This window comes from Nonomuraea spiralis, assembly GCF_014648435.1.
GTDB lineage: Bacteria > Actinomycetota > Actinomycetes > Streptosporangiales > Streptosporangiaceae > Nonomuraea > Nonomuraea spiralis.
In genome coordinates, this window is record NZ_BMRC01000006.1 from 36,589 (window position 1) to 60,633 (window position 24,045).

The following is a 24,045-nucleotide window of genomic DNA, read 5'->3' on the forward strand; positions in this document are numbered from 1 at the left end:
CATGTCCGATTCTGCGGGGATCGTCGGTGGCCGCTATCGCCTGCTCAGGACGATCGGCCAGGGCGGCATGGGCACCGTCTGGCAGGCGCACGACGAGGTGCTCGGCCGGGACGTGGCCGTCAAGGAGGTGCTGCCGCCGCCCGATCTGACCGATCCCGAGCGCGAGGTGTTCGCCGTACGGACGTTCCGCGAGGCGCGGGCGGCCGGCCGGGTGGCGCACCCGGGAGTGGCGGCCGTGTACGACGTGCTGGAGGAGGGCGGCCATCCGTGGATCGTCATGCAGCTCGTCCACTCGCGCACCCTGGGCGAGACCGTACGCGCCGACGGCCCGCTGCCGCCGCGCAAGGTCGCCGCCATCGGGCTGCAACTGCTTGAGGCGCTGCGCGCCGCGCACGCGGCGGGCGTGCTGCACCGGGACGTCAAACCGGACAACGTGCTGCTGACCGAGGACGGCCGGGCGGTGCTCACCGACTTCGGCATCGCCACCACCGAGGACGAGGCCCCCGTCACCAGAACCGGCGTCCTCATCGGCACCCCCGCCTTCATGGCCCCGGAACGGGCGGCCGGCGGCCAGGCCAGACCCGCCTCCGACCTGTGGTCATTGGGCGTGACGCTGTACATGGCGGTCGAGGGCCACTCCCCCTTCCACCGGGAGCACGCGCTGGCCACGCTCGGCGCGGTCCTGCACGCCGAACCCGAGCCGCTGGCCCGCGCCGGCGTGCTCGCCCCCGTGCTGCTCGGCCTGCTGCGCAAGAACCCCGCCGAGCGCATGTCTCTGGAGGAGGCCGAGCAGCGGCTGAGCGTGGTCCTGACCGGCGGCGCGCCCGAGCAGACCGGCCCGGTCCCCGTGCCGCCGGCGGCCGTACGCCGCAGGCGCAGGACGCCGATCCTGGTCATCGCGGCGGGCGCGCTGCTGGTGGGCCTGGTCACGGGCGGCGCGGCCTGGTGGACCAAGCAGTCGGACCAGCCGGTACGGGGCAACGCGCCGACGATGCCCGCCGTCGCCACCCCACCCGCCGACGACTCCCCCTCGACCGGCGAGGACTCCACAAGCGGCGGGGAATCCGCGCGCCCCTCCGTACCGCGGCAGAGCGCCCCCTCTCCCACCAGCGGCGAACGCACGGGCACCCCCACCAGGTCCCCCGCGAAGAAGCCCACACCGACCAAGTCCGCCACCGAGGAGGACAGCCGCAACCCCTCCAGAACCCCCGGCGAGGTCGAGCCGTCGCAGGGCGGCGAGGAGGAGTAGCCCTGTCAGGTGTCGGCGGCGACGGCGTCGAGCGCCTTCTGCAGGTCCTCGGGATAGTCGGTGCTGAAGGACATCCAGTCACCGGTCGCCGGGTGCTCGAAGCCGAGCGCGACCGCGTGCAGCCACTGCCGGGTGACGCCCAGCCGGGCCGCGAGCGTGGGGTCGGCGCCGTAGAGCATGTCGCCGACGCAGGGGTGGCGCAGCGCCGACATGTGCACGCGGATCTGGTGCGTACGGCCGGTCTCCAGCTTGATGTCGAGCAGCGACGCCGCCCGGAACGCCTCGATCGTGTCGTAATGGGTGACCGACGGCTTGCCGCCCGCGACCACGGCGAACTTGCCCTCGCCCGAGGGATGCCGGTCGATGGGCGCGTCGACGGTGCCCCTGAACGGGTCGGGATGCCCCTGGACCAGCGCGTGGTACCGCTTGTCGACGGTGCGCTCCTTGAAGGCCCGCTTCAGCATCGAGTACGCGTGCTCGCTCTTGGCCACGACCATCGCGCCCGTGGTGTTGGCGTCGAGCCGGTGGACGATGCCCTGCCGCTCGGCCGCGCCGCTGGTGGCGATCGTGTGGCCGGCGCCGAGCAGGCCGCCGATCACGGTCGGGCCCGTCCAGCCGACGGTCGGGTGGGCGGCCACCCCGATCGGCTTGTTGACCACGATGATGTCGTCGTCCTCGTAGACGATCGTCATGCCCGGCACCGGCTCGGCCACCGGCATCGGCGTGGTGACCGGGGGCGGCAGCGTCACCTCCAGCCAGGCGCCCGCGTGCACACGGTCGGACTTGGCCGGCTGCCCGCCGTCGAGCTGCACCTCGCCGGCGGCGATCAGCTCGGCGGCGCGGGTGCGCGAGAAGCCGAACAACCGCGAGATCGCCGCGTCGACCCGCTCGCCCTCCAGCCCGTCCGGCACGGGGAGACTCCGGCGCTCAGCCATCCTGGGCCTCCTTGGCGCCGTCCTTCGCGGTGTTCCTGCCGTCGTCCTTCGCGGTGTCCTCCGGGGTCTCCACGGTGCCGTCGATCTGCACGTTGCGCCAGGCCAGCAGCACCGCCAGGATGCCGCCGCAGACGATCGCCGAGTCGGCGACGTTGAACACCGGGAAGTAGTCGATCACCGGGAAGTGCCCGGGCAGCACCTCGACGAAGTCGACGACGTGCCCCTGGAACTGCGAGGACCGGCCGAACCCCGACGGGTAGCGCAGCAGCCTGTCGGTCAGGTTGCCGAGCGCCCCGCCGAGGAGCAGTCCGAGGGTGATCGCCCACGGCAGGCTGCGGAGCTTGCGCGCGGTACGCACGATCGCCACCACCACGCCCGCCGCGATGAACGTGAACACGAACGTCATCCCGGTGCCGATGCTGAACGCGGCGCCCGAGTTGAAGATCACCCGGAACTGCAGGACGTCCTGGATGACGACGAGCGGCGCCTTGCCTTCGAGCGTGCGCAACACGATCGTCTTGCTGATCAGGTCAGCCGCGTAGACGACGACCGCCAGCGCGGTGAGGATCGCGAGGAGACGTCCGCGCGGCCTGCCTACCGGCGTTCCTCCTTCTGCTTGCAGGCCACGCACAGCGTCGCCCTCGGGAACGCCTGAAGACGTTCCTTGCCGATCGGCTTGTGGCACGATTCGCACACTCCATAGGTCCCTGCGTCGATCCTGGCGATCGCACGTTCGTTCTGCGCGACCAGGTCGCGCGCATTCAGGGTAAGGGCGATCTCGCGTTCGCGCTCGTACGTCTTGGCGCCGGCGTCCGCCTGGTCGTCGCCCGCTCCCTGCGTGACGTCTCCCGAGGCTATCTCCGACTCGTGGCGGAGGATGTCCGCCTCCAGCTCGTCGATCTCGTTCCGCAGCCTGCCGCGTACCTCGGCCAGCTCCTCTTCCGACCACATCGACGGTGTAGCGGTCTGCGTGACTGCCGCCATGGCTGCCTCCATGCTGATCAAGGCCGTGAATGGTGCGGGCAGCTTAGGATCCTCATAACGGAACGGCAAACGACCCGCCGGTTGGTTTACCTCACCCGTACTATCCCGCCTCGCGCATTCAACTCCTCCCCAGGGGCGTCCATTCCCACAAATTTCCTCCCCGTCTACCAACCCGCCGCACGCCCATGCGAAACCTGGAAGTCTTACGCTCCACTCTGCGTTATGGTTTGAGACTGCAAGGCGTTGATGGGGCCCCGCTGTGAGGGATATCACCCCGGAGCCGCCGGAAGAACGGCTCGGTTGAGCTCACTAGACCCGGCAGCAGAGCGAATGAAGAGGGCCTCCCCGGAGGCCAAGAAGGGTGGTACCGCGGAGCCGCGAGGCTTCGTCCCTTCACGCAAGCCACATCCGGCCGATCGCGTGGAGGTCCCGCCCGACATGTCTTCCCCATCATTCCGCTCTCTTCCCGCGCAGGTCGACCTGCCCGCGCTCGAGCGCGAGGTCCTCGACCGCTGGCGGGACGGGAAGATCTTCGAGCGGTCCGTCGAGCAGAACGCCGGCAACCCCGCCTGGGTCTTCTACGAGGGCCCGCCCACCGCCAACGGCCTGCCCGGCGTGCACCACGTCGAGGCGCGCGTGTTCAAGGACCTGTTCCCGCGCTACAAGTCGATGCGCGGCTTCAGCGTCCCGCGCAAGGCCGGCTGGGACTGTCACGGCCTGCCGGTCGAGGTCGGCATCGAGCGTGAGCTGGGCCTGACCGGCAAGAAGGACATCGAGGAATACGGCATCGCCGAGTTCAACGCCAAGTGCCGCGAGTCGGTGCTGCGGCACGTGGACGCGTTCGAGCAGATGACCGAGCGCATGGGCTACTGGATCGACCTGTCCCAGGCGTACCGGACGATGGACCCGTCCTACATCGAGTCGGTCTGGTGGTCGCTGAAGGTCGTCTTCGACAAGGGGCTGCTGTTCCGCGACTTCCGCATCACGCCGTACTGCCCGCGCTGCGGCACCGGCCTGTCCGACCACGAGCTGGGCCAGCCCGGCGGCTACGAGAACGTCTCCAGCCCGTCGGTCTACGTGCGCATGCCCGTGACGTCCGGGCCGCTGGCCGAGCTGGGCGCCTCGCTGCTCATCTGGACGACCACCCCGTGGACGCTGGTGTCCAACACGGCCGTCGCCGTGCACCCCGACGTCACGTACGTCGCCGCCAGGACCGCCGACGGCGAGGTGCTGGTGGTGGCCGAGCCGCTGCTGTCCGTCCTCGGCGAGGACGTGACCGAGGTGGCCCGCCACACCGGCCGTGAGCTGGAGCGCACCCGCTACAGCCGCCCCTTCGACCTGGTCGACATCCCCGAGGCCCACTACGTCGTGCTCGGCGACTACGTCACCGTCGAGGACGGCACCGGCCTGGTGCATCAGGCCCCGGCCTTCGGCGCCGACGACATGGCCGTCATCAAGCGGTACGACATGCCGATCGTCAACCCGATCGGCCCCGACGGCCGCTTCCTCGACGACGTCCCCATGGTCGGCGGCCGCTTCTTCAAGGACGCCGACGAGGAGCTGACCGAGGACCTGCGCCGGCGCGGCCTGCTGTTCCGCGGCAGCCACTTCGAGCACGCCTACCCCCACTGCTGGCGCTGCCACACCGCGCTGCTGTACTACGCGCTCCCCTCCTGGTACATCCGGACCACCGCGGTCAAGGACCAGATGTTGTCGGAGAACGCCAACACCAACTGGTACCCCGAGACCATCAAGTGGGGCCGGTTCGGCGAGTGGCTGCGCAACAACGTCGACTGGTCGTTGTCGCGCTCGCGCTACTGGGGCACGCCGCTGCCGCTGTGGGTGTGCTCCGAGGACGAGTCCCACGTCACGTGCGTCGGCTCCCTGGAGGAGCTGAGCGGGCTGGCGGGCCGCGACGTCTCGGCGCTCGACCCCCACCGCCCGTACGTCGACGACGTGACCTTCGACTGCCCCTCCTGCGGCGCGCTCGCCACCCGCGTGCCCGACGTGATCGACGCCTGGTACGACTCGGGCTCGATGCCGTTCGCCCAGTGGGGCGAGCGCGGCAAGCCCGAGGGCGTCTACCCGGCGCAGTTCATCTGCGAGGCCACCGACCAGACCCGCGGCTGGTTCTACTCGCTGATGGCGGTCGGCACGCTGGTCTTCGGCCAGTCCTCCTACGAGAACGTGCTCTGCCTCGGGCTCATCCTGGCCGAGGACGGCCGCAAGATGAGCAAGCACCTGGGCAACATCCTGGAGCCGATCCCGCTGATGGACCAGCACGGCGCCGACGCGCTGCGCTGGTTCATGGCCTGCTCGGGCTCGCCGTGGTCGGCCCGCCGGGTGGGGCACAACACTCTGGAGGAGATCGTCCGCAAGGTCCTGCTGACCCTGTGGAACACCTCCTCGTTCTTCACCCTGTACGCCAACGCCGAGTCCTGGACCCCGGCCGAGCCCGCTCCCCCGGCCGCCGAGCGCCCGCTGCTGGACCGGTGGGTGCTGGCCGAGCTGAACCGGACGGTCGCCGAGGTCACCGCGTCCCTCGACGAGTACGACACCCAGCGTGCCGGCCGCCGCCTGGCCGACTTCCTCGACGACCTGTCCAACTGGTACGTCCGCCGCTCGCGCCGCCGCTTCTGGCAGGGCTCGCGCGAGGCGTTCGCGACCCTGTACGAGTGCCTGGAGACGGTCACCCGGCTGATGGCGCCGATCACGCCGTTCGTCACCGACTACCTCTGGGACGTGCTGCGCGCGCCCGGCGCACCCTCCTCGGTGCACCTGGCCGCCTGGCCGCAGGTGCGCCAGGACCTGCTGAACCCGGCGCTGTCGGACCAGATGGCGCTGGTCCGCCGCCTGGTCGAGCTGGGCCGCTCGGCCCGCGCGTCCTCGGGTGTGAAGACGCGGCAGCCGCTGCGCCGGGCCCTGGTGGGCGCGCACGGGTGGCCGTCGCTGCCCGGCGAGCTGCGGGGGCTGGTCGCGGACGAGCTGAACGTCCAGACGCTTGAGGACATGTCCGGATTCGACGCCGATCTCGTGTCGTACACGGTGAAGCCGAACTTCCGGGCGCTGGGCAAGCGGTTCGGCTCGCAGACCAAGCTGGTGGCCGCCGCGGTGACCGCCGCCGACGCCACCCGCGTGGCCCGTACGCTCCGGGGCGGCACCCCCGTCATGATCGAGGCGGACGAGCTCGGCGAGATCATGCTCGGCCCCGACGAGGTGATCGTCAACGAGCAGCCGCGCGCGGGCTGGGCGGTGGAGACCGGCGCCATCGGCACCGGCACCGGCGAGACCGTCGCGCTCGACCTGGAGCTCTCCGACGACCTCCGCCGCGCGGGGCTCCTGCGCGAGGTCATCCGCCTGGTCCAGGAGGCCCGCAAGTCCTCCGGCCTGTCCATCACCGACCGCATCGACCTGTGGTGGACCTCCTCCTCGCCCGACCTGGCCGCCGCGCTGCGCTCCGACGGCCGGACGGTGTCGGAGGAGGTGCTGGCCACGTCCCTGACGGAGGGCTCGCAGGACGACCTCCCGTCCCACCGGGACGAGGACCTGGGGCTCGTCTTCCAGCTCCGCCGCGCCTGACGCGGGCACGGGGGCGGCACACGTCCGCCCCCGTGCACCTTTCGCTCCCGTGCGCATTTCGTACGGATCTGGCGCATGATGATCGGATGACGAGGATCGACACGCCGTGGGGCCCGTGGGAGGCCGCCGCGCTGGACGAGGTCGTCACGCTGATGCGCGGTCTGGAGGCGCCCTGGTGGGTGGCCGGCGGCCACGCCCTGGAGCTGGCCGTGGGGCGGCCGTACCGCGGGCACGACGACGTCGACATCGCACTGCTGCGCCGCGACCAGCTCGCGGCCCGCCGCCTGCTGACCGGCTGGGACGTCCACGCCGCCGTCCGGCCCGGCACCCTACGCCCCTGGCCGCCGGACGAGCTGCTGCCCGCCACCGCCCACGACATCTGGGTACGCGAAGATCCCGACGCCCCTTGGCGCTTCCAGCTCATGCTCGACGAGTCCGCCGGAGACGAGTGGACCTACCGCCGCGACACCCGCGTCCGCCGTCCTCTGTCCACCCTGACCATCGAGCGGAACGGCCTCCACCACCTCACCCCGGAGGTGCAACTCCTGTACAAATCCCAGGGCATCCGCCCGAAGGACGAGACCGACTTCGCCACCGTCCTGCCGCTATTGACCGAGGCCCAACGCCGCTGGCTCGAAACGGCCCTCAAAACCGTACACCCCACCCACCCCTGGCTCCCCCTACGCCGAACCCCGTGACCCCCGAGCCCCAAGACCGCGAGACACCGCCAGGCCCCGAAGCCCCTCCCAGGGCTCCCCTCGGGGAGACGACACCTCACGACGGCTCCCCGGCCCCCTGAGGCGGGTCGGAACAGGGCTGGTCAGAACAGGGTGAGCGTTACTTGACCGTCTCGCGGTCGTGCTGGCACACGGAGCAACTGGTCAGCCCGGCGGCCTCGGCCTCCGCGAGCGTCATGGTCTCCACACCCGACTCACCCGCGCCTCTGATCAGCGGGCAGGCGGTGCTGTGAAAACGGCTCGTACCGACGATGACCTTGACCGTCCCGCCCCTACCGCCCGCAGCATCGGCCCCACCCTTGCCACCAGCGCTTTCAGCGTCCTCATCGCCCCGAGCGGCCTTCTTGGCCCCCTCACCCGCTCCGGCGGACCCGGCCCCTTCCGCCGCCTTCTCCGCCTTGGACGCGCCACCTCCGGAGGGTGTGCCGCTCTTCGGGGGCGTACTGGGCTTCGGGCCTCCGCTCGATGCGGGGGACGCGGCCGTCTTGGGGGACGGGCCCGTCGTGCCGGGCTTGCCACCCGCGCCCGGTGTCTTGGGGACATCGGCGGGCTTCGAGGCCGTACCGGTTGTGGCGGGTGCTCCGGCGGGGAGCGGGCCCGTGGGCTTGGCCTCCGACTCGGCGGACGACGGGGGCCGACCACTCGACGGGGCCGGCGCAGCCCCAGAAGGCCGCTCAGACGGCCCGGAAGCCCCACCCGAACCTTCGGGGTGGACCGGCATCCCGGAAGACGTCACGCGAGGCTGCGGGGCCGTGTCCGGGCCGGAGGAGTCGTCGTCCTCGTCAGGGGACTGTCCGGGCCGGTCGGCGGGCGACGGCCGGGCCGCCGAAGACGGCCTCCCCGGCGCGCTCTCAGCCGACTTGCCCGAAGAACCGTCCGGCTTGCCCGAAGAAGCGTCCGGCTTGCCCGAGGTGGCGTCCGGCTTGCCCGAGGACGACGAGGCCGGAGCCGACAGGCTCTTGGCCTCGTCTGGGGAAGCGGGACGCGCGGGCCGCTCGCGGTCGTGCGGCGGCCGGAAGTACGAAGTCTGGATCTCCGCCTGCTCGTCACCGGAGTCGGCCCCCGGGTCGGGCGCGGCGGCGGCGGAGGGTTGCTTGGCCTGGTCGCCCGCCTGAGCGGCGGCGGCCGGACGGCCGAACCACCCGGTGGCGCCCTCCTCGCGGGAGGCGGGGGGCTCCGGGGTGGGGGTGGAAGCCTTCGTGTCGGGCTTCGGCGGGACGACCGGCGGACGCAGGTCCTGGGTCTCCGCGGAGGTCTCGGCCCGGCTCTGCGTCCGGGGCTCGGCCCGGTTCTCGGACCGGCTCTCTGCCTTGGGTTCGGCCCGGTTCTCCGCCACGGCGGAGGGGGTGGTACCGGGGCCGGGGGCGACGGCTGGCTCGGGGTCGGCGGCAGGGGGCAACTGCCGTCCGCCGAGCGCGGCGTCTGGAAGGCACGTCGTGCAGGGCGTGAAGCCCTCCTCGCGTGCCTCCTCGTAGGTGAGCTCCTCGTGATCCCGTCCGGCCAGCTGGCGACAGCCTGGCACGTGGTATCTCCTGCGACCCGGGATCACCAGCACGATCGCGTCCGGCGAGATGCCGCTCGCCGCGGGGCGGCGAGGCGCGGAGGCCGGTACGGCGGTCCGCTGGAGCGTCTGCGGGGGCGGCTGGTGCGGATGGGGCTGTGGCCGCGGATGCGGCTGGGGCCCGGCAGGACCGGTCTGGTTGTACGGCAGGCCGGGCGGCGGGAGCGGGGCCGGAGGGGTGGCCGGCGCAGCGGCCCGCCCACCACCGGGAAACAGCTCGTGACGCCGCAGCAACGCCCCGATCACCAGGAACAGCGCGGACAGCACGCTGACCACGATGGACCACATGATCAGGAACGGCTTAGCCAGTACGAAGCCCGCGATCAGCAACACGACCGCCGCGAGCACCAAACCAGCACTGATAAGGATCACAGGGGGCTCTTTCGAGTGACAGGTCCTAGTGACCCGCTACTTTACCGGCGGTCGTTGTGCGGACCGTCGCCGCCGGGGAAAACGCCCTGCGGGGCCTCGCCGCCGAACGGGTTGGGACCACCGGGGAGAGGCTGCTGGCCACCCTGGGGAACCGCGTGCGACATGGCGGGAGCCTGGGTCTGGGGACCGGACATGACGGGGAAGCCGCCGCTGCCCTCGGCCGAGACGTTGAGCTCGGCGAGCTGGTTCTCCAGGTAGAGCTTGAGGCGGCTGCGGTACTCGCGCTCGAAGCTGCGCAGCTCCTCGACCTTGCGCTCGAGCTCGTCGCGGGTCTGCACCAGCGAGCCCATGGCCTGGCGGTGGCGCTCCTGCGCGTCGCGCTCAAGCGTCTCGGCGCGGGCGCGGGCGTCGCCGATGACCTGCTCGGCCTGGCGGCGGGCCTTGGTGAGGATCTCGTCGGCCTCGCGGCGGGCGCGGGTCACCGTCTCGTCCGCCTCCCGGCGGGCGTCGGAGATCGCCTGGTCGGCGGTCTGCTGGGCGAGGGCCAGCACGCGGGCCGCGGTGTCCATGTTGTCCTCGGCGGGAGGCATGCTCATGGCCATGGGCTGCGGCTCGGGGGCTCGCATGGGCGGCGGCTCGGGGGCCCGCATGGGCTCCGGCTGCGGCGGCGCCATCATCTCTGGCTTCGGCTGCTCCTGAACGGGTGCGGAGGCCATGGGCATGCCCATGCCGCCCGGCACCTTCCCACGCAGGCACTCGGCCAGTTTGGCGCGAAGCTCCTCGTTCTCTTGGATCAGGCGGTCAAGCTCAGCCTCCACCTCGTCGAGGAAGGCGTCGACCTCTTCCTCGTCGTAGCCCGGCCGCAGCCGGGTGGTACTGAACTGCTTGTTCCGCACATCAGCGGGCGTCAGCGGCATTTTTTGGTCTCCTTGGCGCGCTTGGAGTCTGTCCGGAGGGACGGTGAACCCGAATCACTTCAGCGCGGACACGAGTTGGATCACGACCGGCACCCCACCAGCCCGCCTCACCGGCCGCCCAGTGACCCAGCGATCTGGATCAAGATCAGCACGACGATGAACAGGACAGTGAAGCTTAGGTCAAAGGCCACCGTACCCAACCGGAGCGGGGGAATGAAACGGCGGAGGAACTTGAGAGGTGGGTCGGTCGCGGTGTATGTGGCCTCCGCCAGCACCAGCACGACCCCGGAAGGCCGCCACTGCCGGGCGAACGCCTGCACCGTCTCAAAGATCATCCTGCCGATGAGCAACACCAAATACAGAGACAGGACTACGACCAAGATCCCACTCACGATCTCCACGGCCCGGCCGCGCCTCCACTTCTGATGTGCCCTACCGGCCGCGCACGGACCCGGTTGGGTGCGATGGACATACAGAGACTCTAACTCTGGTTGAAGAACCCGCGTTCCGCGATTCGGGCCTTGTCCTCGGCGGTCACCTCGACATTGGCAGGGGACAACAGGAACACCTTGTTGGTAACACGTTCAATGCTTCCATGTAGGCCAAAGACCAGACCTGCCGCGAAATCCACGAGCCGCTTCGCGTCGCTGTCAACCATTTCGGTCAGATTCATGATGACCGGGGTCCCGTCGCGGAAGTGCTCTCCGATGGTTCGGGCCTCATTGTAGGTCCGGGGATGGAGGGTCGTGATGCGCGCCAGGTCGGTCGTACGGCGCTCCAGGATCGTCGTGGCGGGCCTGGGCGCGGGCACCCCCGAGTCGGCCTCCTCGTCGCGGTCCTGGACCGCCACGGGCCGTTCCTCGCCGGTCCGCTGGACATCGTCGTCGTAGGCGTACTCGTCGGTGTAGGTCTCGTACCTCTCGTAGCGGTCGTCCTCCACGAGACCGAGGTAGACCGCCATCTTGCGCATCGCGCCGGCCATCGCTACGTCGTCCTCCTGCTCATGGTCGCACTGGCTCGGACCCGTCGCCGGGGCCGAGGCGGCAGCCGTACCCCCCTGGAGCTCACCGCGGATCGACCTCTACTTGATCATGGGCCTGAAGACCCACTTGAGGGGACATTACCTGACGAAGGGCCTGCGACGGCCGAGCAACGCCGTACCGATCCGCACGTGTGTCGCACCGTACGCGACCGCCTCGACGAGGTCCTGGCTCATGCCCGCGGAGACCATCGTGGCCCGCGGATGTTGCTCCTGGACGCGGGTCGCCACGTCGCGCAGAACGGCGAAGGCCCGGGCGGGCTCCTCCCCCAGCGGCGCCACCGCCATGACGCCGCCCAGCCACACGCCCTCGGTCAGCGCCACCTCGTCGGCCAGCGCGAGCACGTCGGCGGGCCGGGCGCCGCCCCTGGAGGGGTCGTCGTCGAGCGCCACCTGGATCAGGCAGCCGACCTTGCGGCCCTGCCGCACGGCCTCCTTGCTGATCGCCTCCAGCAGCCTGAGGCGGTCGACCGAGTGGATCACGTCGGCGTACCCGACGACCGAACGCACCTTGTTGGTCTGGAGCTGGCCCACGAAGTGCCAGGTGAGCGGCAGGCCGGCCAGCTCGTGAGCCTTGGCCGCCGCCTCCTGGTCGCGGTTCTCGCCGACGTCGCGCACACCCAGCTCGCACAGGATGCGCACGTCGTCGGCCGGTCTGGTCTTGGTGACCGCGATCAGGGTGACCTCGCCGCGGTCGCGGCCCACCGCCTGGCAGGCCTCGCCGATGCGGGTGTCGATCTCGGTGAGACCGGCCGCGATCTCGTCACTACGCACGCGTCTCTCCCTCTCCCTGCCTCCATCGTCCCGCACCTCGGCACGTGTGCCGTACGCCACGATGGCCCCCTTTCCGTGCCGCGGGTCTGCTCACGGCACACACGACGGCGCCGCTCCCGGATGCCTGCAGGGAGCGGCGGTGGGTGGTGAGCTACTTGAGGAAGTCGGGGACGTCGAGCTCCTCCTCCTGCTCCTCGAAGATCACCCGAGGACGTTTGGGAGGCTCCGACATGCGGGAGGTGATGGGCGTGGGCGGGTTGGCCGGTTCGGGCGTGGGCCTCGGGATGGAGACCGGGGCCTGCGGCTCGTCGTCGCCGAGACCGGCGCCGACGGGCTCGGCGGACTGGACCGGCTCCACCGGGCGGACCGGCTCGGGCCTGAACTCCTGGCGCGGCTCCGGCCGGGGCTCGGGACGCGGCTCCGGCCTGAACTCCTGCCGGGGCTCGGGCCTGAACTCCTGGCGCGGCTCCGGGCGAGGCTCGGCGCGGAACTCCTGGCGGGGTTCCGACCGCAGCTCGGCCCGCGGCTCCGGGCGGGGCTCGGGACGCGGCTCCGGCCTCGGCGCGGGCGGCTCGGACTTCACGCTGGGCGAGGCGGCGACACCGGGCCGTACGGCCGAGGAGACCGGCGCCGCGGGCGGCGTGGCCGGCCTGGCGGCGGGCCTCGGCAGCGGCTTCTCGACGGGCGGCGGCACGTCGTCGAAGCCCGCCGCGATCACGGTGACCCGCACCTCGTCGCCGAGGGCGTCGTCGATCACCGTGCCGAAGATGATGTTGGCGTCGGGGGCGGCGGCCATCGAGACGAGCTGGGCCGCCTCGTTGATCTCGAACAGGCCGAGGTCGGAGCCGCCCGCGATCGACAGCAGCACGCCGTGGGCGCCGTCGATGCTGGCCTCCAGCAGCGGGCTGGAGACCGCCATCTCGGCGGCGGCGACCGACCGGTCGTCACCGCGCGCGTGGCCGATGCCCATGAGCGCCGAGCCCGCGCCCGACATGACCGACTTGACGTCGGCGAAGTCGAGGTTGATCAGGCCGGGCGTGGTGATCAGGTCGGTGATGCCCTGGACACCGGACAGCAGCACCTGGTCGGCCGCCTTGAACGCGTCGAGCACGCTCACCTGCCGGTCGGAGATCGACAGCAGCCGGTCGTTGGGGATCACGATGAGGGTGTCGACCTCGTCGCGCAGCGTCTCTATGCCGGCCTCGGCCTGCGAGGCGCGACGCCGCCCCTCGAAGCTGAAGGGCCGGGTCACCACGCCGATCGTCAGCGCGCCGAGCGACCGGGCGATGTTGGCCACGACCGGCGCGCCGCCGGTGCCCGTGCCACCGCCCTCGCCGGCCGTGACGAAGACCATGTCGGCCCCCTTGAGGACCTCCTCGATCTCCTCCCGGTGGTCCTCGGCCGCCTTGCGCCCCACGTCGGGGTTGGCTCCGGCGCCCAGTCCGCGCGTGAGCTCGCGGCCCACGTCAAGTTTCACATCGGCGTCACTCATCAGCAGCGCCTGGGCGTCGGTGTTTATGGCGATGAACTCGACGCCCTTGAGTCCCTCCTCGATCATCCGGTTGACGGCGTTCACTCCGCCGCCGCCAATGCCGACGACCTTGATGACCGCGAGGTAGTTCTGCGGTGCTGCCACGACGAGGGGCCTTTCCGCTCGTTGACTTGCCATTTCGGTGCGGATCGTCTCCGCGTTTTCTCAGTTTGCGTAACTCTCAACCTCAGGTTGAGATTTAGATTTATGTCAACCTGAGGATTGATACGGACAGTAGGAGTCCCCTACCAGGCGGGTCAACTAACCGCGCCGCAAGCACGTCCGGCGTGTCGCGGGCTGTCCGATTCGCTCCGAAGTCGTGCCTGGTCGGGGCCTTCCTCTGCCGAAGGTCCGATCTACAGGCTCTCACGCCGCGACCCCCACCTCGCACAGGCACGCGATGCCCTTGCCACGGAGTTGCCAGACTCTGACACTCGTGATCACTTCAGGGTGACGACATCGGGAGAGCTGACGTCGTACAGGGTGGCCTTGCGCTTGAGGAGCGAGACCAGGATGCGGCCTTTCTCCTCCGGCCGGTCGGCTCCGCCCCACAGGACCGTACGCCCGTCGGACAGCTCCAGCGTCACGCCTTCGGCCGAGGCGGCGCGTACCAGCCGGACCTTGCCCGCCACCACGGGCGGGAGCGCCTGGACGACCTGGAGCGCCGCCATGGTGGCCGGGTCGCCCGCCGCCGGACGGTCGACCTTGAGCAGTGGCAGCATGAACGGCGAGGTGTCCTTGACCTCGATCACCACGCCCTGCTTGTCGACGACCGCGAACCGGCCGCCCGCCGGGATCACGGCGACGGGCTCGCGCTCGACCACCTCGATCCGCAGCGTGCCCGGCCAGACCCGGTCGACCTTGGCCGTCGCGAGCTGCCTGATGCCGAGCACGCGGGTCTCGACGTCGGCCAGGTCGACCGTGGCCAGGGGATGCAGGTCGGCCACGCCCGCCTGCTGCTCGATGCGCTCGCTGGGCACTGTGAGATTTCCCACGATCTCGATCGACCGCACGCCGAGGACCGGTGAGAAGAACACCAGCCAGGCGGCCGAGCCGACCACGCCCGCCGTCAGCAGCACCAGGAACGCCGTCCGCGCCTTCATCGCCCTCCTCGCACGCCGGCTTCGACCGTACGCCGACGGGCCGGCCGGCAGCGGCCCGCCACGCGCATACGGCTCAGGACAGGCGCGCCACGAGCTGCGGCCCGAGCTCGGTCACGTCGCCCGCGCCCATCGTGAGCACGATGTCGCCGGGCCGCGCCCGCCCGGCCACCAGGTCGGGCACCGCGGCCCGGTCGGGGGCGTAGGCCACCCGCTCGGCCGGCAGCGGCACGCGCCCGGCCACCATCGCGCCGGACACGCCCGGCTCGGGGTCCTCCCGCGCGCCGTAGACGTCGAGCACGATGACCTCGTCGGCCAGCGCGAGCGCGGCGCCGAAGTCGTCGGCGAAAAAGCGGGTACGCGAGTAGAGGTGGGGCTGGAAGATCGCGATGACCCGGCCCGTGCCCGAGTAGGAGGCCACCACGTCGCGCGCGGCGCGCAGGTCGGCGGCCAGCTCGGTCGGGTGGTGGGCGTAGCTGTCGAACACCGCGACGCCGCCCGCCTCGCCCTTGGCCTCGAAGCGCCGTTTGGCTCCTGTGAAGGCCGCCAGGCCGTCTCTGATGTCCTCGAAGGCCAGCCCCAGCTCGTCGGCCACGGCGATGGCCGCGGTGGCGTTGAGCGCGTTGTGCGCCCCGGGGACGGCCAGCCGCACGTCTCCCCTGCCCTCGATGGAGAACACCGTGCCGAAGCCGTCAGGTCGTACGCCGGTCACCCGGTAGTCCTCGCCCTGCTCGCCGTAGGTCCTGACCCGCAGCCCGCGCTCGCGCCCCCGCGCGGTCAGCTCGGCGGCCCCCGGGTCGTCGGCGCAGACGATGAGCAGCGAGCCGACCCGCTCGGCGAAGCGGGCGAAGCTGTCGTGGACCGCCCGCGGGTCGCCGTAGTTGTCGAGGTGGTCGGCCTCGACGTTGGTCACCACGGCGATGTCGGGGGCCAGCATGAGGAAGGAGCCGTCGCTCTCGTCGGCCTCGGCCACGAACACCCCGCCCGTGCCCTCGTCGGCGCCGAGCCCGGTGGTGACGAGCTGACCGCCCACGCAGTAGGACGGCTCGGCGCCGCACTTCTGCAGCGCCACGGTGAGCATGGAGGTGGTGGTGGTCTTGCCGTGGGTGCCGGCGATGGCCACGCCGGTGCGGCCGGCCATCACCGAGGCCAGCGCGGCGGCCCGCGGGATGATCCGCAGGCCCTGCTTGAGCGCCTCGCCCAGCTCGGGGTTGGAGTCGCGGATGGCGGTGGAGACGACCACGGTGTCGACGTCACGGATGTGGGAGGCGGCGTGGCCGATGTGCACGGTCGCGCCCAGCTCGCGCAGCTCGGTCACCAGCTCGGAGCTGCGCGCGTCGCTTCCGGTCACGCGGACGCCGCGCTTGAGCAGGATGCGGGCGATGCCCGACATGCCCGCCCCGCCGATGCCGATGAAGTGCACGCGGCCGAGCTCTTCGACGGCGACGGGATCGACCAGCTTGACGAGACTCATCGGGCTATCTCCAACACTTTCCTGGCAAGCATGATATCGGCGTCCTTGCGCCCCAGCCTGGAGGCGGCCTCCGACATGACGACGACCCGTTCGGGGTCGCGGAGGATGGGCAGCACGTTCTGGATGATCCAATCGGGTGACAGGCCGGCGTCGTCGACCATGAGGCCGCCGCCGCCGCGTACGACGCGCTCGGCGTTGACGGTCTGCTCACCGTTGCCGTGGGGCAGCGGCACGTACGCGGCCGGCAGCCCCACGGCGGTCAGCTCGGCGCAGGTCAGGGCCCCGCTGCGGCACAGGGCCACGTCGGCGGCGGCGTAGGCGAGGTCCATGCGGTCGACGTAGGGCAGGAGCACGTACTGGGGGTCGCCGGGCGGCGGCTCGTGCTCGACCGTGTTGTTCGGGCCGATGACGTGGAGCACCTGGATGCCCGCCCGGCGCAACACCGGCGCGGCGGCCAGCGCGGCCTCGTTGATCGACCGGGCGCCCTGGGAGCCGCCGAAGACCAGCAGCGTGGGCCGGTCGTTCTCCAGGCCGAACCAGGAACGTGCCTTGTCGCCGGTGGACAGGCGGTCGAGCGTGACGATCCCGCGGCGCAGCGGGGTGCCGATGAACTCGGCCTTGGGCAGCGCGGCGTCGGGGAAGCCGGTGAAGACGTGGTCGGTGAGCCGGGCGCCCAGCCGGTTGGCCAGGCCGGGACGCGGGTTGGCCTCGTGGACGACGATCGGCAGGCCCTTGCGCTTGGCCGCCAGGTAGGCGGGCGTGGCGACGTAGCCGCCGAAGCCGACCAGGATGTCGGCGCCGACCCGGTCGAGCACGCCCGACACCGCGTTGATCGCCCCGGCCAGCCGGCCCGGAACGGTCAGCAGGCTCGGGGTGATCGCCCTGGGCAGCGGCACGGCCGGCACCAGTTCGAGCTCGTAGCCTCTGGCGGGCACGAGCCGCGTCTCCAACCCGCGCTCGGTGCCCACGCAGGTGATGCCGACGCTGCGGTCAAGATGCCGCAGCGCGTCCGCAAGGGCGAGCGCGGGCTCGATGTGCCCGGCCGTCCCCCCACCGGCGAGGACCACCCTCATCTCGGTCACTCCCTAACGTCTCACTCGGCCTCTGGACGTACCCCCCAGGCCAAGCCAGCTTAGGGCCCGTACGGCCGGTCCGGGGCCACGGGCGGCCAAGGCTTCACGCGCGCCCGGCTCGCGTTTGGCGAACGACAGCAGGATGCCCAGCGCGGCCAGCGTGGGGAGCAGCGACGATCCGCCGTAGGAGACCAGCGGCAGCGGGATCCCGGTGATCGGCAGGACGCCGAGGACGGCTCCCATGTTGACGGTCCCCTGCCCGACGACCCAGGCCACCATGGCGGCCGCGGCCAGGCGTACGAAGGCGTCGTTGACCCGGATCGCCACCCGCAGCCCGGCGTAGCCGAGCAGGCCGAACAGCGCCACCACCATCAGCGTGCCCATGAGCCCCAGCTCCTCGCCGAGGATGGCGAAGATGAAGTCGCTCTCGCCGTGGGGCAGCCAGCTCCACTTCTGGCGGCTGCTGCCGAGCCCCAGCCCGAACCAGCCGCCCGAGCCCATCGCGATCTGCCCCTGGACGGCCTGGTAGCCGGCGCCCTGGGCGTCGGCCCACGGGTTGAGGAAGGCCCCGATGCGCGCCATCCGGTACGGTTCCACCTTGATCATGATGGCCGCGGCCAGCACCGCCAGCGCCAGGATGCCGCCGAACAACTTGATCGGCGCCCCCACCACCCACAGCAGCGACAGGAAGATCATGAACAGCACCAGGGTGGTGCCCAGGTCGCGACCGAGCATGACCATGACGGCCAGGATCGCGGTGCCGGGCATGAGCGGGATCAGCATCTGCCGCCACTCGATCCGGCCCTGCCTGGCCCGCCTGGCCAGCATGTCGGCCCCCCACAACACGAGCGCCAGCTTGGCCGGCTCGGACGGCTGGAGAGTGAACGGGCCCAGGTAGATCCACCGCTGCGCGCCCAGCTCGGACTCGCCGATGAACAGCACCATGACCAGTGCCAGCACCGACAGCGCCATGAGCGGGTAGCCCGCCCAGCGGAAGAACTTCAGCGGCAGGCGCGAGCAGGCGTACATGAGGGGCAGGCCGATGCCGGCCGACAGCGACTGCTTGATGAACCACGAGAACGGGTTGCCGGTCTTCTGCTGCGCCTCGACGGCGGAGGCCGACAACACCATCATCAGGCCGAGCGCGAGCAGCAGCGCGCTGCACATGATGATCAGGTAGTAGGTCGTCAGGGGCTTGTCGAGCAGCTCCTTCAGAGCGGCGCGCTGCTCGCGCATCCAGCTCGCCGGGCTCTCCTGCGTCTTGGACCCGCCCGCGGCGGGGCGGGGGCCCGCGGTCCCGGTGCTAGTGCTCACGCCGCCGCCTCAGCTCGCGGACGGCGCGGGCGAAGGCCTCCCCTCTCGCCGGGTAGCCGGGAAACATGTCGAGCGAGGCGGCCGCGGGGGAGAGCAGCACGGTGTCCCCGGGCGAGGCCAGGCGCGCGGCTTCGGTGACGACGGTGTCCATCACACCAGTGTCTTGGCCCGCGATGTCCACGACGGGGACATTCGGCGCGTGTCGCGCGAGCGCTTCGGCGATCGCGGCCCGGTCGACGCCGAGCAGCACCGCGCCGCGCAGCCGGGGCGCGGCCCGCCGTACCAGGTCGTCGACGTCGGCGCCCTTGAGCTGACCGCCGGCCACCCACACGATCGAGGAGTACGCGCTCAGCGCGGCCGCGGCGGCGTGCGGGTTGGTGGCCTTGGAGTCGTCGATGTAGTCGACGTCGCCGACCCGCTCGACGTGCGACAGGCGGTGGGGGTCGGGCTTGAACGCGCGCAGCCCGAGGCGTACGGCCTCCGACGGCACGCCGAGCGAGCGGGCCAGGGCGGCGGCGGCCAGGGCGTTGGCGACGTTGTGGGGGGCCAGGGGCCGGATGTCGGCCAGCGTGGCCAGCTCCTCGGCCGCCTCGACCGGGTCGTCCACGAACGCCCGGTCGACCAGCAGGTCCTCGACCACGCCGAGCTGCCCGCTGCGCGGCACCCGCAGGGTGAACCCGACGGCGCCCTCGTACGGCTCGGCCAGCCGGGCGCACTCGGGGTCGTCGGCGTTGAAGATCACGGTCCCGGCGCGTTCGTAGACGCGGCCCTTGGCGGCGGCGTACGCGGCCATCGAGCCGTGCCAGTCGAGGTGGTCGGGCGCGATGTTGAGGATGGCCGCCGCGTGCGGGGCCAGCGTGCTGGACCAGTGGAGCTGGAAGCTGGACAGTTCGACGGCCAGCGCGTCGTACGGCTCGGCGACCGCGCGGACGACCGGTACGCCCACGTTCCCCACGGCCAGGGCCTTGTGCCCGGCGGCCAGCAGGATCGAGGTGAGCATGCGTACGGCGGTGGTCTTGCCGTTGGTGCCGGTCAGCGCGAGCCAGGGCGCCGCGTGCGGCGGGCGCAGCCGCCAGGCCAGCTCCACCTCCCCCACCACCTCGACGCCGGCGGCCAGCGCGGCGGCGATCAGCGGGTGGTGCGGCGCCCAGCCGGTGGTGACGAGCCTGTCCACGCCCTGCGGCAGCGTCATCTCGCCGAACCTGGTCTCGACCCCTGCCATGGCCAGCTCGGCCGCGGCGGCGAGCTGCCGCTCTCCCTCGACGGCCTCCACCACCACGACCCGCTCCCCGCGCTCGGCCAGCACCCTGGCCACGGCGGTGCCGGAGACGCCGAGCCCGGCCACGCAGGTGTAGGTCATGGCTTGGGCATCCACTCGACGTAGAACAGCCCGAGCCCGAGCGCCGCGCAGAGCCCGGCGATCAGCCAGAACCGGACCACGATCGTGGTCTCGGCCCAGCCCTTCAACTCGAAGTGGTGTTGCAGCGGCGCCATTCTGAACACCCGTTTACCGGTCATCTTGAAGAACCCGACCTGGATGATGACGGACGAGGTGATGATCACGCACAGCCCGGCGAGGATGATCAGCAGGAGCTGCGTACGGGTGGCGATGGCCAGGCCGGCCAGCACGCCGCCCAGGGCCAGGGAGCCGGTGTCGCCCATGAAGATCTTCGCCGGCGGGGCGTTCCACCACAGGAACCCGACCAGCGCCCCCAGCACGGCCGCGGCCACCACCGACAGGTCGAGCGGATCTCGTACCCAGTAGCAGTTGGGGCCGAGCTGGTCGATGCAGTTGTTGCGGAGCTGCCAGTTGCCGATCAGCACGTACGCGCCGAGCACCACGCCCGTCGCGCCGCTGGCCAGGCCGTCGAGGCCGTCGGTGAGGTTCACCGCGTTGGAGAAGCCGACGATCATGAACAGCACCCAGATGGTGAAGCCCACGATGCCGATCGAGGGGCCGATGTCGCGCAGGAACGACAGGCGCGTCTCGGCGGGGGTGATGCCGTAGACGTTGGGCTGGCGGGTGATCAGCACCGCGAACACCGCGCCGACGACGAGCTGGCCGAGGGCCTTGGCGCCGCTGCGCAGGCCCAGGCTGCGCTGCTTGTAGATCTTGATGAAGTCGTCGAGGAAGCCGACCGCGCCGAGGCCGGTCATCAGGAACAGCACGAGCATGCCCGACACCGTCGGCGGCGTGAGCGTGGCCAGGTGGGAGCCGCCGTAGGCCAGCAGCGCGGCCAGCACGAACACCGTGCCGCCCATGGTGGGGGTGCCGCGCTTGCCGTGGTGGCCGGACGGTCCCTCCTCGCGGATCTCCTGGCCGTAGCCGCGCCGCGAGAACAGCCTGATCGCCAAGGGGGTCCCCAGCATCGACAGGACCAGGCCCACCGCGCCGGCGATGACGATGTTGATCACTTGGCGGCACCCCCGAGAAGGAGTTCCGCCGTGCGTTCCAGGCCCATCGCGCGCGGGCCCTTGACGAGCACCGCGTCGCCGGGGCGCAGCAGGCCGGTCAGCTCGGCCGCCGCCGCCTCAGCATCGGGGACGTGTACGATCCGGGTCATCTGGGGAGCATATGGCCCTCCAGCACCGGGCGGTCCCGCCGCGGCCGCCGCGGCCGCGTTCGCGCCCTCCAGCACGGGCCCCGCGTCGGGCCCGACGACGATCAGGCCCGTCAGGCCGGAACCGCCCGCCAGGCGCCCCAGCTCGGCGTTGAGCGCCGCGCTCTCGTCGCCCAGCTCGCGCAGCGCCGCGATGACCGCGAAGCGCCGCCGGTCCTGGCCCATCACGCCGAACATGGCGAACGCGGCCCGCATCGAGTCGGGGTTGGCGTTGTAGGCGTCGTTGACCACCGTCACGCCGTCGGGCCGGTCGGTGACCTCCATCCGCCAGCGGCTGCGCGGGGTGGCCTCCGACAGCTCCTCGGCGATGGTGGCGACCGGCAGGCCCAGCTCGTAGGCCGCCGCGGCGGCGGCCAGGGCGTTCTCCACGGCGTGGGCGCCGTAGAGCTGGAGCGAGACGTGCGCGGACCCGGACGGCGTGCGCAGCGTGAACGAGGCCCGCCCGCGCGCGTCGACCGTCTCCCCCTCGGCCCGGATGGCCGCGTCCTCGCCGCGCCCGAAGTACGTCACGCGCGCGTCGGTGCGCGCGGCCATCTGCGACACCAGCGGGTCGTCGGCGTTGAGCACGGCGACCCCGGTGCGCGGCAGCGACTCCACCAGCTCGCCCTTGGCCTTGGCGATGGACTCCTTGCCGCCGAACACGCCGAGGTGGGCGGTGCCGACGTTGAGCACCACGCCGATCGTGGGCGGCGCGATGCGGGTGAGCTCCTTGATGTGGCCGACGTTGCGGGCGGCCAGTTCGAGCACCATGAAGCGGGTGTCGGCGTCGGCGCGCAACACGGTCAGCGGGTGGCCGAGCTCGTTGTTGAAGCTGCCCTGGGGCGCGATGGTCGGCCCCATCCGGCCGGCCAGCCTGGCCAGCAGGTCTTTGGTGCTGGTCTTGCCGGCCGAGCCGGTCACGCCGATCACGGTGGCCTGCGGCAGCGCGGCCGCCTGCGCGGCGGCCAGCTCGGCCAGCGCGACCGCGGCGTCGGGGACGATCACCGCCGGCCCCTCGACCGGCCTGGTCGCCAGGACGGCGACCGCTCCGGCCCGGATCGCCTGCGCGGCGTAGTCGTGGCCGTCGACCCGCGCTCCGGCGAAGGCGACGAACAACGATCCCGGTTCCACCGCCCGTGAGTCGATCACTACGGGCCCGCGCACCACCGCGCGGGGGTCTGCCATGCCCGACAGGGCGCCCGAGGTTATCTCGGCGATCCTGGCCAGAGGCAACGGGATCATCGGTGCTTCCTGCTTTCCTTGCGTGCGTCGATCGCCTCGGCGACCACTTCACGGTCGTCGAAGGGGATCACTTCGCCTGAGACGTACTGGCCCTGCTCGTGACCCTTGCCCGCCACGACGATCACGTCGCCGCGCCCGGCCCGGCCGACGGCCAGGTCGATCGCGGCCGCGCGGTCAGGTTCCATGATCACATGAGCGCGGTCGCGGGGCGGAACGGCGAGCGCTCCCTCCATCATCGCGGCCAGGATGGCGAGCGGATCCTCCGAGCGTGGATTGTCGTTGGTGAAAATGGCCACATCGGCCAGCCGGGCGGCGGTCTCGCCCATGATGGGGCGTTTGCCGGTGTCGCGGTCGCCGCCGCAACCGAGGACGATCGTCAGCGTGCCCGCGGTCACCTCCCGCAGCGAACGCAGTACCGACTCAACGGCGCCCGGCTTGTGGGAGTAGTCCACGAGCGCCTGGAACTCCTCCTCGGCGGACGTGATGCGCTGCATGCGCCCAGGCACCCCGGTGAGGGTGCCCACGCCGTGCACGGCGGCCTGGAGCGGCACCCCCGACTCCACCAGGGACACGATCGCGCCGAGCGCGTTGGCGACGTTGAAGGGCCCCGGCAGCGAGATCTGCGCGTCGGCCTCGACCCCGCCGGGGCCGGCCACCCGGAACGCGCTGCCGTCGGCGCCGAGCCTGACCTCCAGCGCCCGCCACTCCGCCTCCGCGGCGCCGAGCGCCGAGAACGTGGTCATCGGCACCTTGGCCCGGTGGAGCAGCTCCCGGCCGTGGCGGTCGTCGATGTTGGTCACGCCGACGCGGCACAACTCGGGCTGGAACAGCCTGACCTTGGTGGCGAAGTAGTCCTCGAAGTCCTTGTGGAAGTCGAGGTGGTCCTGGGAGAGGTTGGTGAACAGGGCGACGTCGTAGAAGACGCCGTCGACCCGGCCGAGCGCCAGGGCGTGGCTGGAGACCTCCATGGCGGCCGCGCTCACGCCCTGCTCGCGCATCAGCGCGAACAGCGCGTGCAGCTGCGGGGCCTCCGGGGTGGTCAGCGTGGGCTCGAAGCGGAGGTCCGCGGCGTGGATCTCGACGCCGCCGACCAGGCCCGTCGTGTGTCCCGCCGCCCGCAGCCCGGCCTCCAGCATGAACGTGGTGGTGGACTTGCCGCTCGTGCCGGTCACGCCGATCACCTGGACGTCGTGGGCCGGCTGGCCGTAGACCCAGGCGGACACCTGCCCTAGCAGCGCGCGCGGGTCGGGCACGATCAGCACCGGCAGGCCGGTGGCCACGGACGCCTCCCGCCCCTCCCGGTCGGTGAGGACGGCCACGGCTCCGCGCGCCATCGCCTCGGCGGCGAAGGTCGCGCCGTGCACGCGGTTGCCCGGCAGCGCCACGTAGAGATCGCCGCGCTGTACGGCGCGGGAATCGATGGTGACGCCGGTCAGGGCGGCGTGGGGCGACCTCGACGTGCCGGAATCGGCGTCGAGCATGGTCGCGAGCCCGGTCAGTGGACGGGGCGGGCTGGTCTTGGGACGCATAGACGACGGGGGACGCACGGCGAGAGCGTACCTTC

20 protein-coding genes are annotated in these 24,045 nt (G+C 71.6%); 3 read left to right on the forward strand and 17 right to left on the reverse strand.

Annotated elements, in window-relative coordinates; translation table 11 throughout:
- The first annotated feature begins 1 nt into the window (after position 1).
- Positions 2 to 1,249: a serine/threonine-protein kinase gene (locus tag IEZ27_RS54975; protein ID WP_189647925.1), complete on the forward strand. Its 1,248-nt coding sequence runs from the start codon at positions 2 to 4 to the stop codon at positions 1,247 to 1,249.
- 5 nt (positions 1,250 to 1,254) lie between these two features.
- Here IEZ27_RS54975 and IEZ27_RS15865 read toward each other — a convergent pair whose 3' ends face one another.
- Genes IEZ27_RS15865 through IEZ27_RS15875 form a run of 3 tightly spaced genes read right to left on the reverse strand, consistent with a single transcriptional unit; the run spans position 1,255 to position 3,168 of the window.
- Positions 1,255 to 2,184 carry an RluA family pseudouridine synthase gene (locus IEZ27_RS15865; RefSeq protein ID WP_125630458.1) on the reverse strand — a complete coding sequence of 310 codons (930 nt, stop codon included), beginning with the start codon at positions 2,182 to 2,184 and terminating at the stop codon, positions 1,255 to 1,257.
- On the reverse strand, positions 2,177 to 2,815 hold the full coding sequence (gene lspA / locus IEZ27_RS15870; protein ID WP_229824024.1) for a signal peptidase II: 639 nt from the start codon (positions 2,813 to 2,815) through the stop codon (positions 2,177 to 2,179). The genes IEZ27_RS15865 and lspA overlap by 8 nt, the downstream gene beginning before the upstream one ends.
- Entirely contained in the window at positions 2,779 to 3,168 is a 390-nt protein-coding gene (locus IEZ27_RS15875; RefSeq protein ID WP_185844443.1) for a TraR/DksA family transcriptional regulator, read from the reverse strand. Before IEZ27_RS15875 ends, lspA begins: the two co-directional genes overlap by 37 nt.
- A gap of 438 nt (positions 3,169 to 3,606) precedes the next feature.
- On the opposite strand from IEZ27_RS15875, the gene ileS reads away from it, so the two are divergent.
- Both ileS and IEZ27_RS15885 read left to right on the forward strand, forming a co-directional pair.
- Positions 3,607 to 6,747, forward strand: a complete 3,141-nt coding sequence (gene ileS / locus IEZ27_RS15880; RefSeq protein ID WP_189647927.1) for an isoleucine--tRNA ligase — start codon at positions 3,607 to 3,609, stop codon at positions 6,745 to 6,747.
- A gap of 86 nt (positions 6,748 to 6,833) precedes the next feature.
- Positions 6,834 to 7,445: a nucleotidyltransferase domain-containing protein gene (locus IEZ27_RS15885; protein ID WP_189647928.1), complete on the forward strand. Its 612-nt coding sequence runs from the start codon at positions 6,834 to 6,836 to the stop codon at positions 7,443 to 7,445.
- A 139-nt stretch (positions 7,446 to 7,584) separates the two neighbouring features.
- Here the strand turns inward: IEZ27_RS15885 and IEZ27_RS15890 are convergent, their stop codons facing one another.
- From IEZ27_RS15890 to IEZ27_RS15955, 14 genes are all read right to left on the reverse strand, one after another.
- Positions 7,585 to 9,417 carry a hypothetical protein gene (locus tag IEZ27_RS15890; protein WP_189647929.1) on the reverse strand — a complete coding sequence of 611 codons (1,833 nt, stop codon included), beginning with the start codon at positions 9,415 to 9,417 and terminating at the stop codon, positions 7,585 to 7,587.
- Positions 9,418 to 9,458: 41 nt separating this feature from the next.
- On the reverse strand, positions 9,459 to 10,334 hold the full coding sequence (locus IEZ27_RS15895) for a DivIVA domain-containing protein (protein WP_189647930.1): 876 nt from the start codon (positions 10,332 to 10,334) through the stop codon (positions 9,459 to 9,461).
- Positions 10,335 to 10,441: 107 nt separating this feature from the next.
- Positions 10,442 to 10,735, reverse strand: a complete 294-nt coding sequence (locus tag IEZ27_RS15900; protein WP_125630468.1) for a YggT family protein — start codon at positions 10,733 to 10,735, stop codon at positions 10,442 to 10,444.
- An 80-nt stretch (positions 10,736 to 10,815) separates the two neighbouring features.
- Positions 10,816 to 11,316 carry a cell division protein SepF gene (locus tag IEZ27_RS15905; RefSeq protein ID WP_125630470.1) on the reverse strand — a complete coding sequence of 167 codons (501 nt, stop codon included), beginning with the start codon at positions 11,314 to 11,316 and terminating at the stop codon, positions 10,816 to 10,818.
- Between the two features lie 138 nt (positions 11,317 to 11,454).
- Positions 11,455 to 12,147 carry a YggS family pyridoxal phosphate-dependent enzyme gene (locus tag IEZ27_RS15910; RefSeq protein ID WP_189647931.1) on the reverse strand — a complete coding sequence of 231 codons (693 nt, stop codon included), beginning with the start codon at positions 12,145 to 12,147 and terminating at the stop codon, positions 11,455 to 11,457.
- Between the two features lie 151 nt (positions 12,148 to 12,298).
- Positions 12,299 to 13,783 (reverse strand): cell division protein FtsZ, encoded by a 1,485-nt coding sequence (ftsZ, locus tag IEZ27_RS15915; RefSeq protein WP_189647932.1) that lies wholly within the window; start codon positions 13,781 to 13,783, stop codon positions 12,299 to 12,301.
- 335 nt (positions 13,784 to 14,118) lie between these two features.
- On the reverse strand, positions 14,119 to 14,781 hold the full coding sequence (locus tag IEZ27_RS15920; RefSeq protein ID WP_125630476.1) for a cell division protein FtsQ/DivIB: 663 nt from the start codon (positions 14,779 to 14,781) through the stop codon (positions 14,119 to 14,121).
- Between the two features lie 73 nt (positions 14,782 to 14,854).
- Positions 14,855 to 16,252 carry a UDP-N-acetylmuramate--L-alanine ligase gene (murC, locus tag IEZ27_RS15925; RefSeq protein WP_189647933.1) on the reverse strand — a complete coding sequence of 466 codons (1,398 nt, stop codon included), beginning with the start codon at positions 16,250 to 16,252 and terminating at the stop codon, positions 14,855 to 14,857.
- On the reverse strand, positions 16,249 to 17,325 hold the full coding sequence (gene murG / locus IEZ27_RS15930; RefSeq protein ID WP_125630480.1) for an undecaprenyldiphospho-muramoylpentapeptide beta-N-acetylglucosaminyltransferase: 1,077 nt from the start codon (positions 17,323 to 17,325) through the stop codon (positions 16,249 to 16,251). Before murG ends, murC begins: the two co-directional genes overlap by 4 nt.
- Positions 17,326 to 17,337: 12 nt before the next feature.
- The gene (gene ftsW, locus IEZ27_RS15935; protein WP_308427281.1) at positions 17,338 to 18,639 is read right to left on the reverse strand and encodes a putative lipid II flippase FtsW; all 1,302 of its coding nucleotides are present in this window, start codon (positions 18,637 to 18,639) and stop codon (positions 17,338 to 17,340) included.
- Entirely contained in the window at positions 18,629 to 19,999 is a 1,371-nt protein-coding gene (gene murD / locus IEZ27_RS15940) for a UDP-N-acetylmuramoyl-L-alanine--D-glutamate ligase (RefSeq protein WP_189647934.1), read from the reverse strand. Before murD ends, ftsW begins: the two co-directional genes overlap by 11 nt.
- Entirely contained in the window at positions 19,996 to 21,054 is a 1,059-nt protein-coding gene (gene mraY, locus IEZ27_RS15945; protein ID WP_189647935.1) for a phospho-N-acetylmuramoyl-pentapeptide-transferase, read from the reverse strand. The genes murD and mraY overlap by 4 nt, the downstream gene beginning before the upstream one ends.
- Positions 21,051 to 22,481: a UDP-N-acetylmuramoyl-tripeptide--D-alanyl-D-alanine ligase gene (locus IEZ27_RS15950; RefSeq protein WP_189647936.1), complete on the reverse strand. Its 1,431-nt coding sequence runs from the start codon at positions 22,479 to 22,481 to the stop codon at positions 21,051 to 21,053. The genes mraY and IEZ27_RS15950 overlap by 4 nt, the downstream gene beginning before the upstream one ends.
- Positions 22,478 to 24,010, reverse strand: a complete 1,533-nt coding sequence (locus IEZ27_RS15955) for a UDP-N-acetylmuramoyl-L-alanyl-D-glutamate--2,6-diaminopimelate ligase (protein WP_189648319.1) — start codon at positions 24,008 to 24,010, stop codon at positions 22,478 to 22,480. The genes IEZ27_RS15950 and IEZ27_RS15955 overlap by 4 nt, the downstream gene beginning before the upstream one ends.
- Between the last annotated feature and the right edge of the window lie 35 nt (positions 24,011 to 24,045).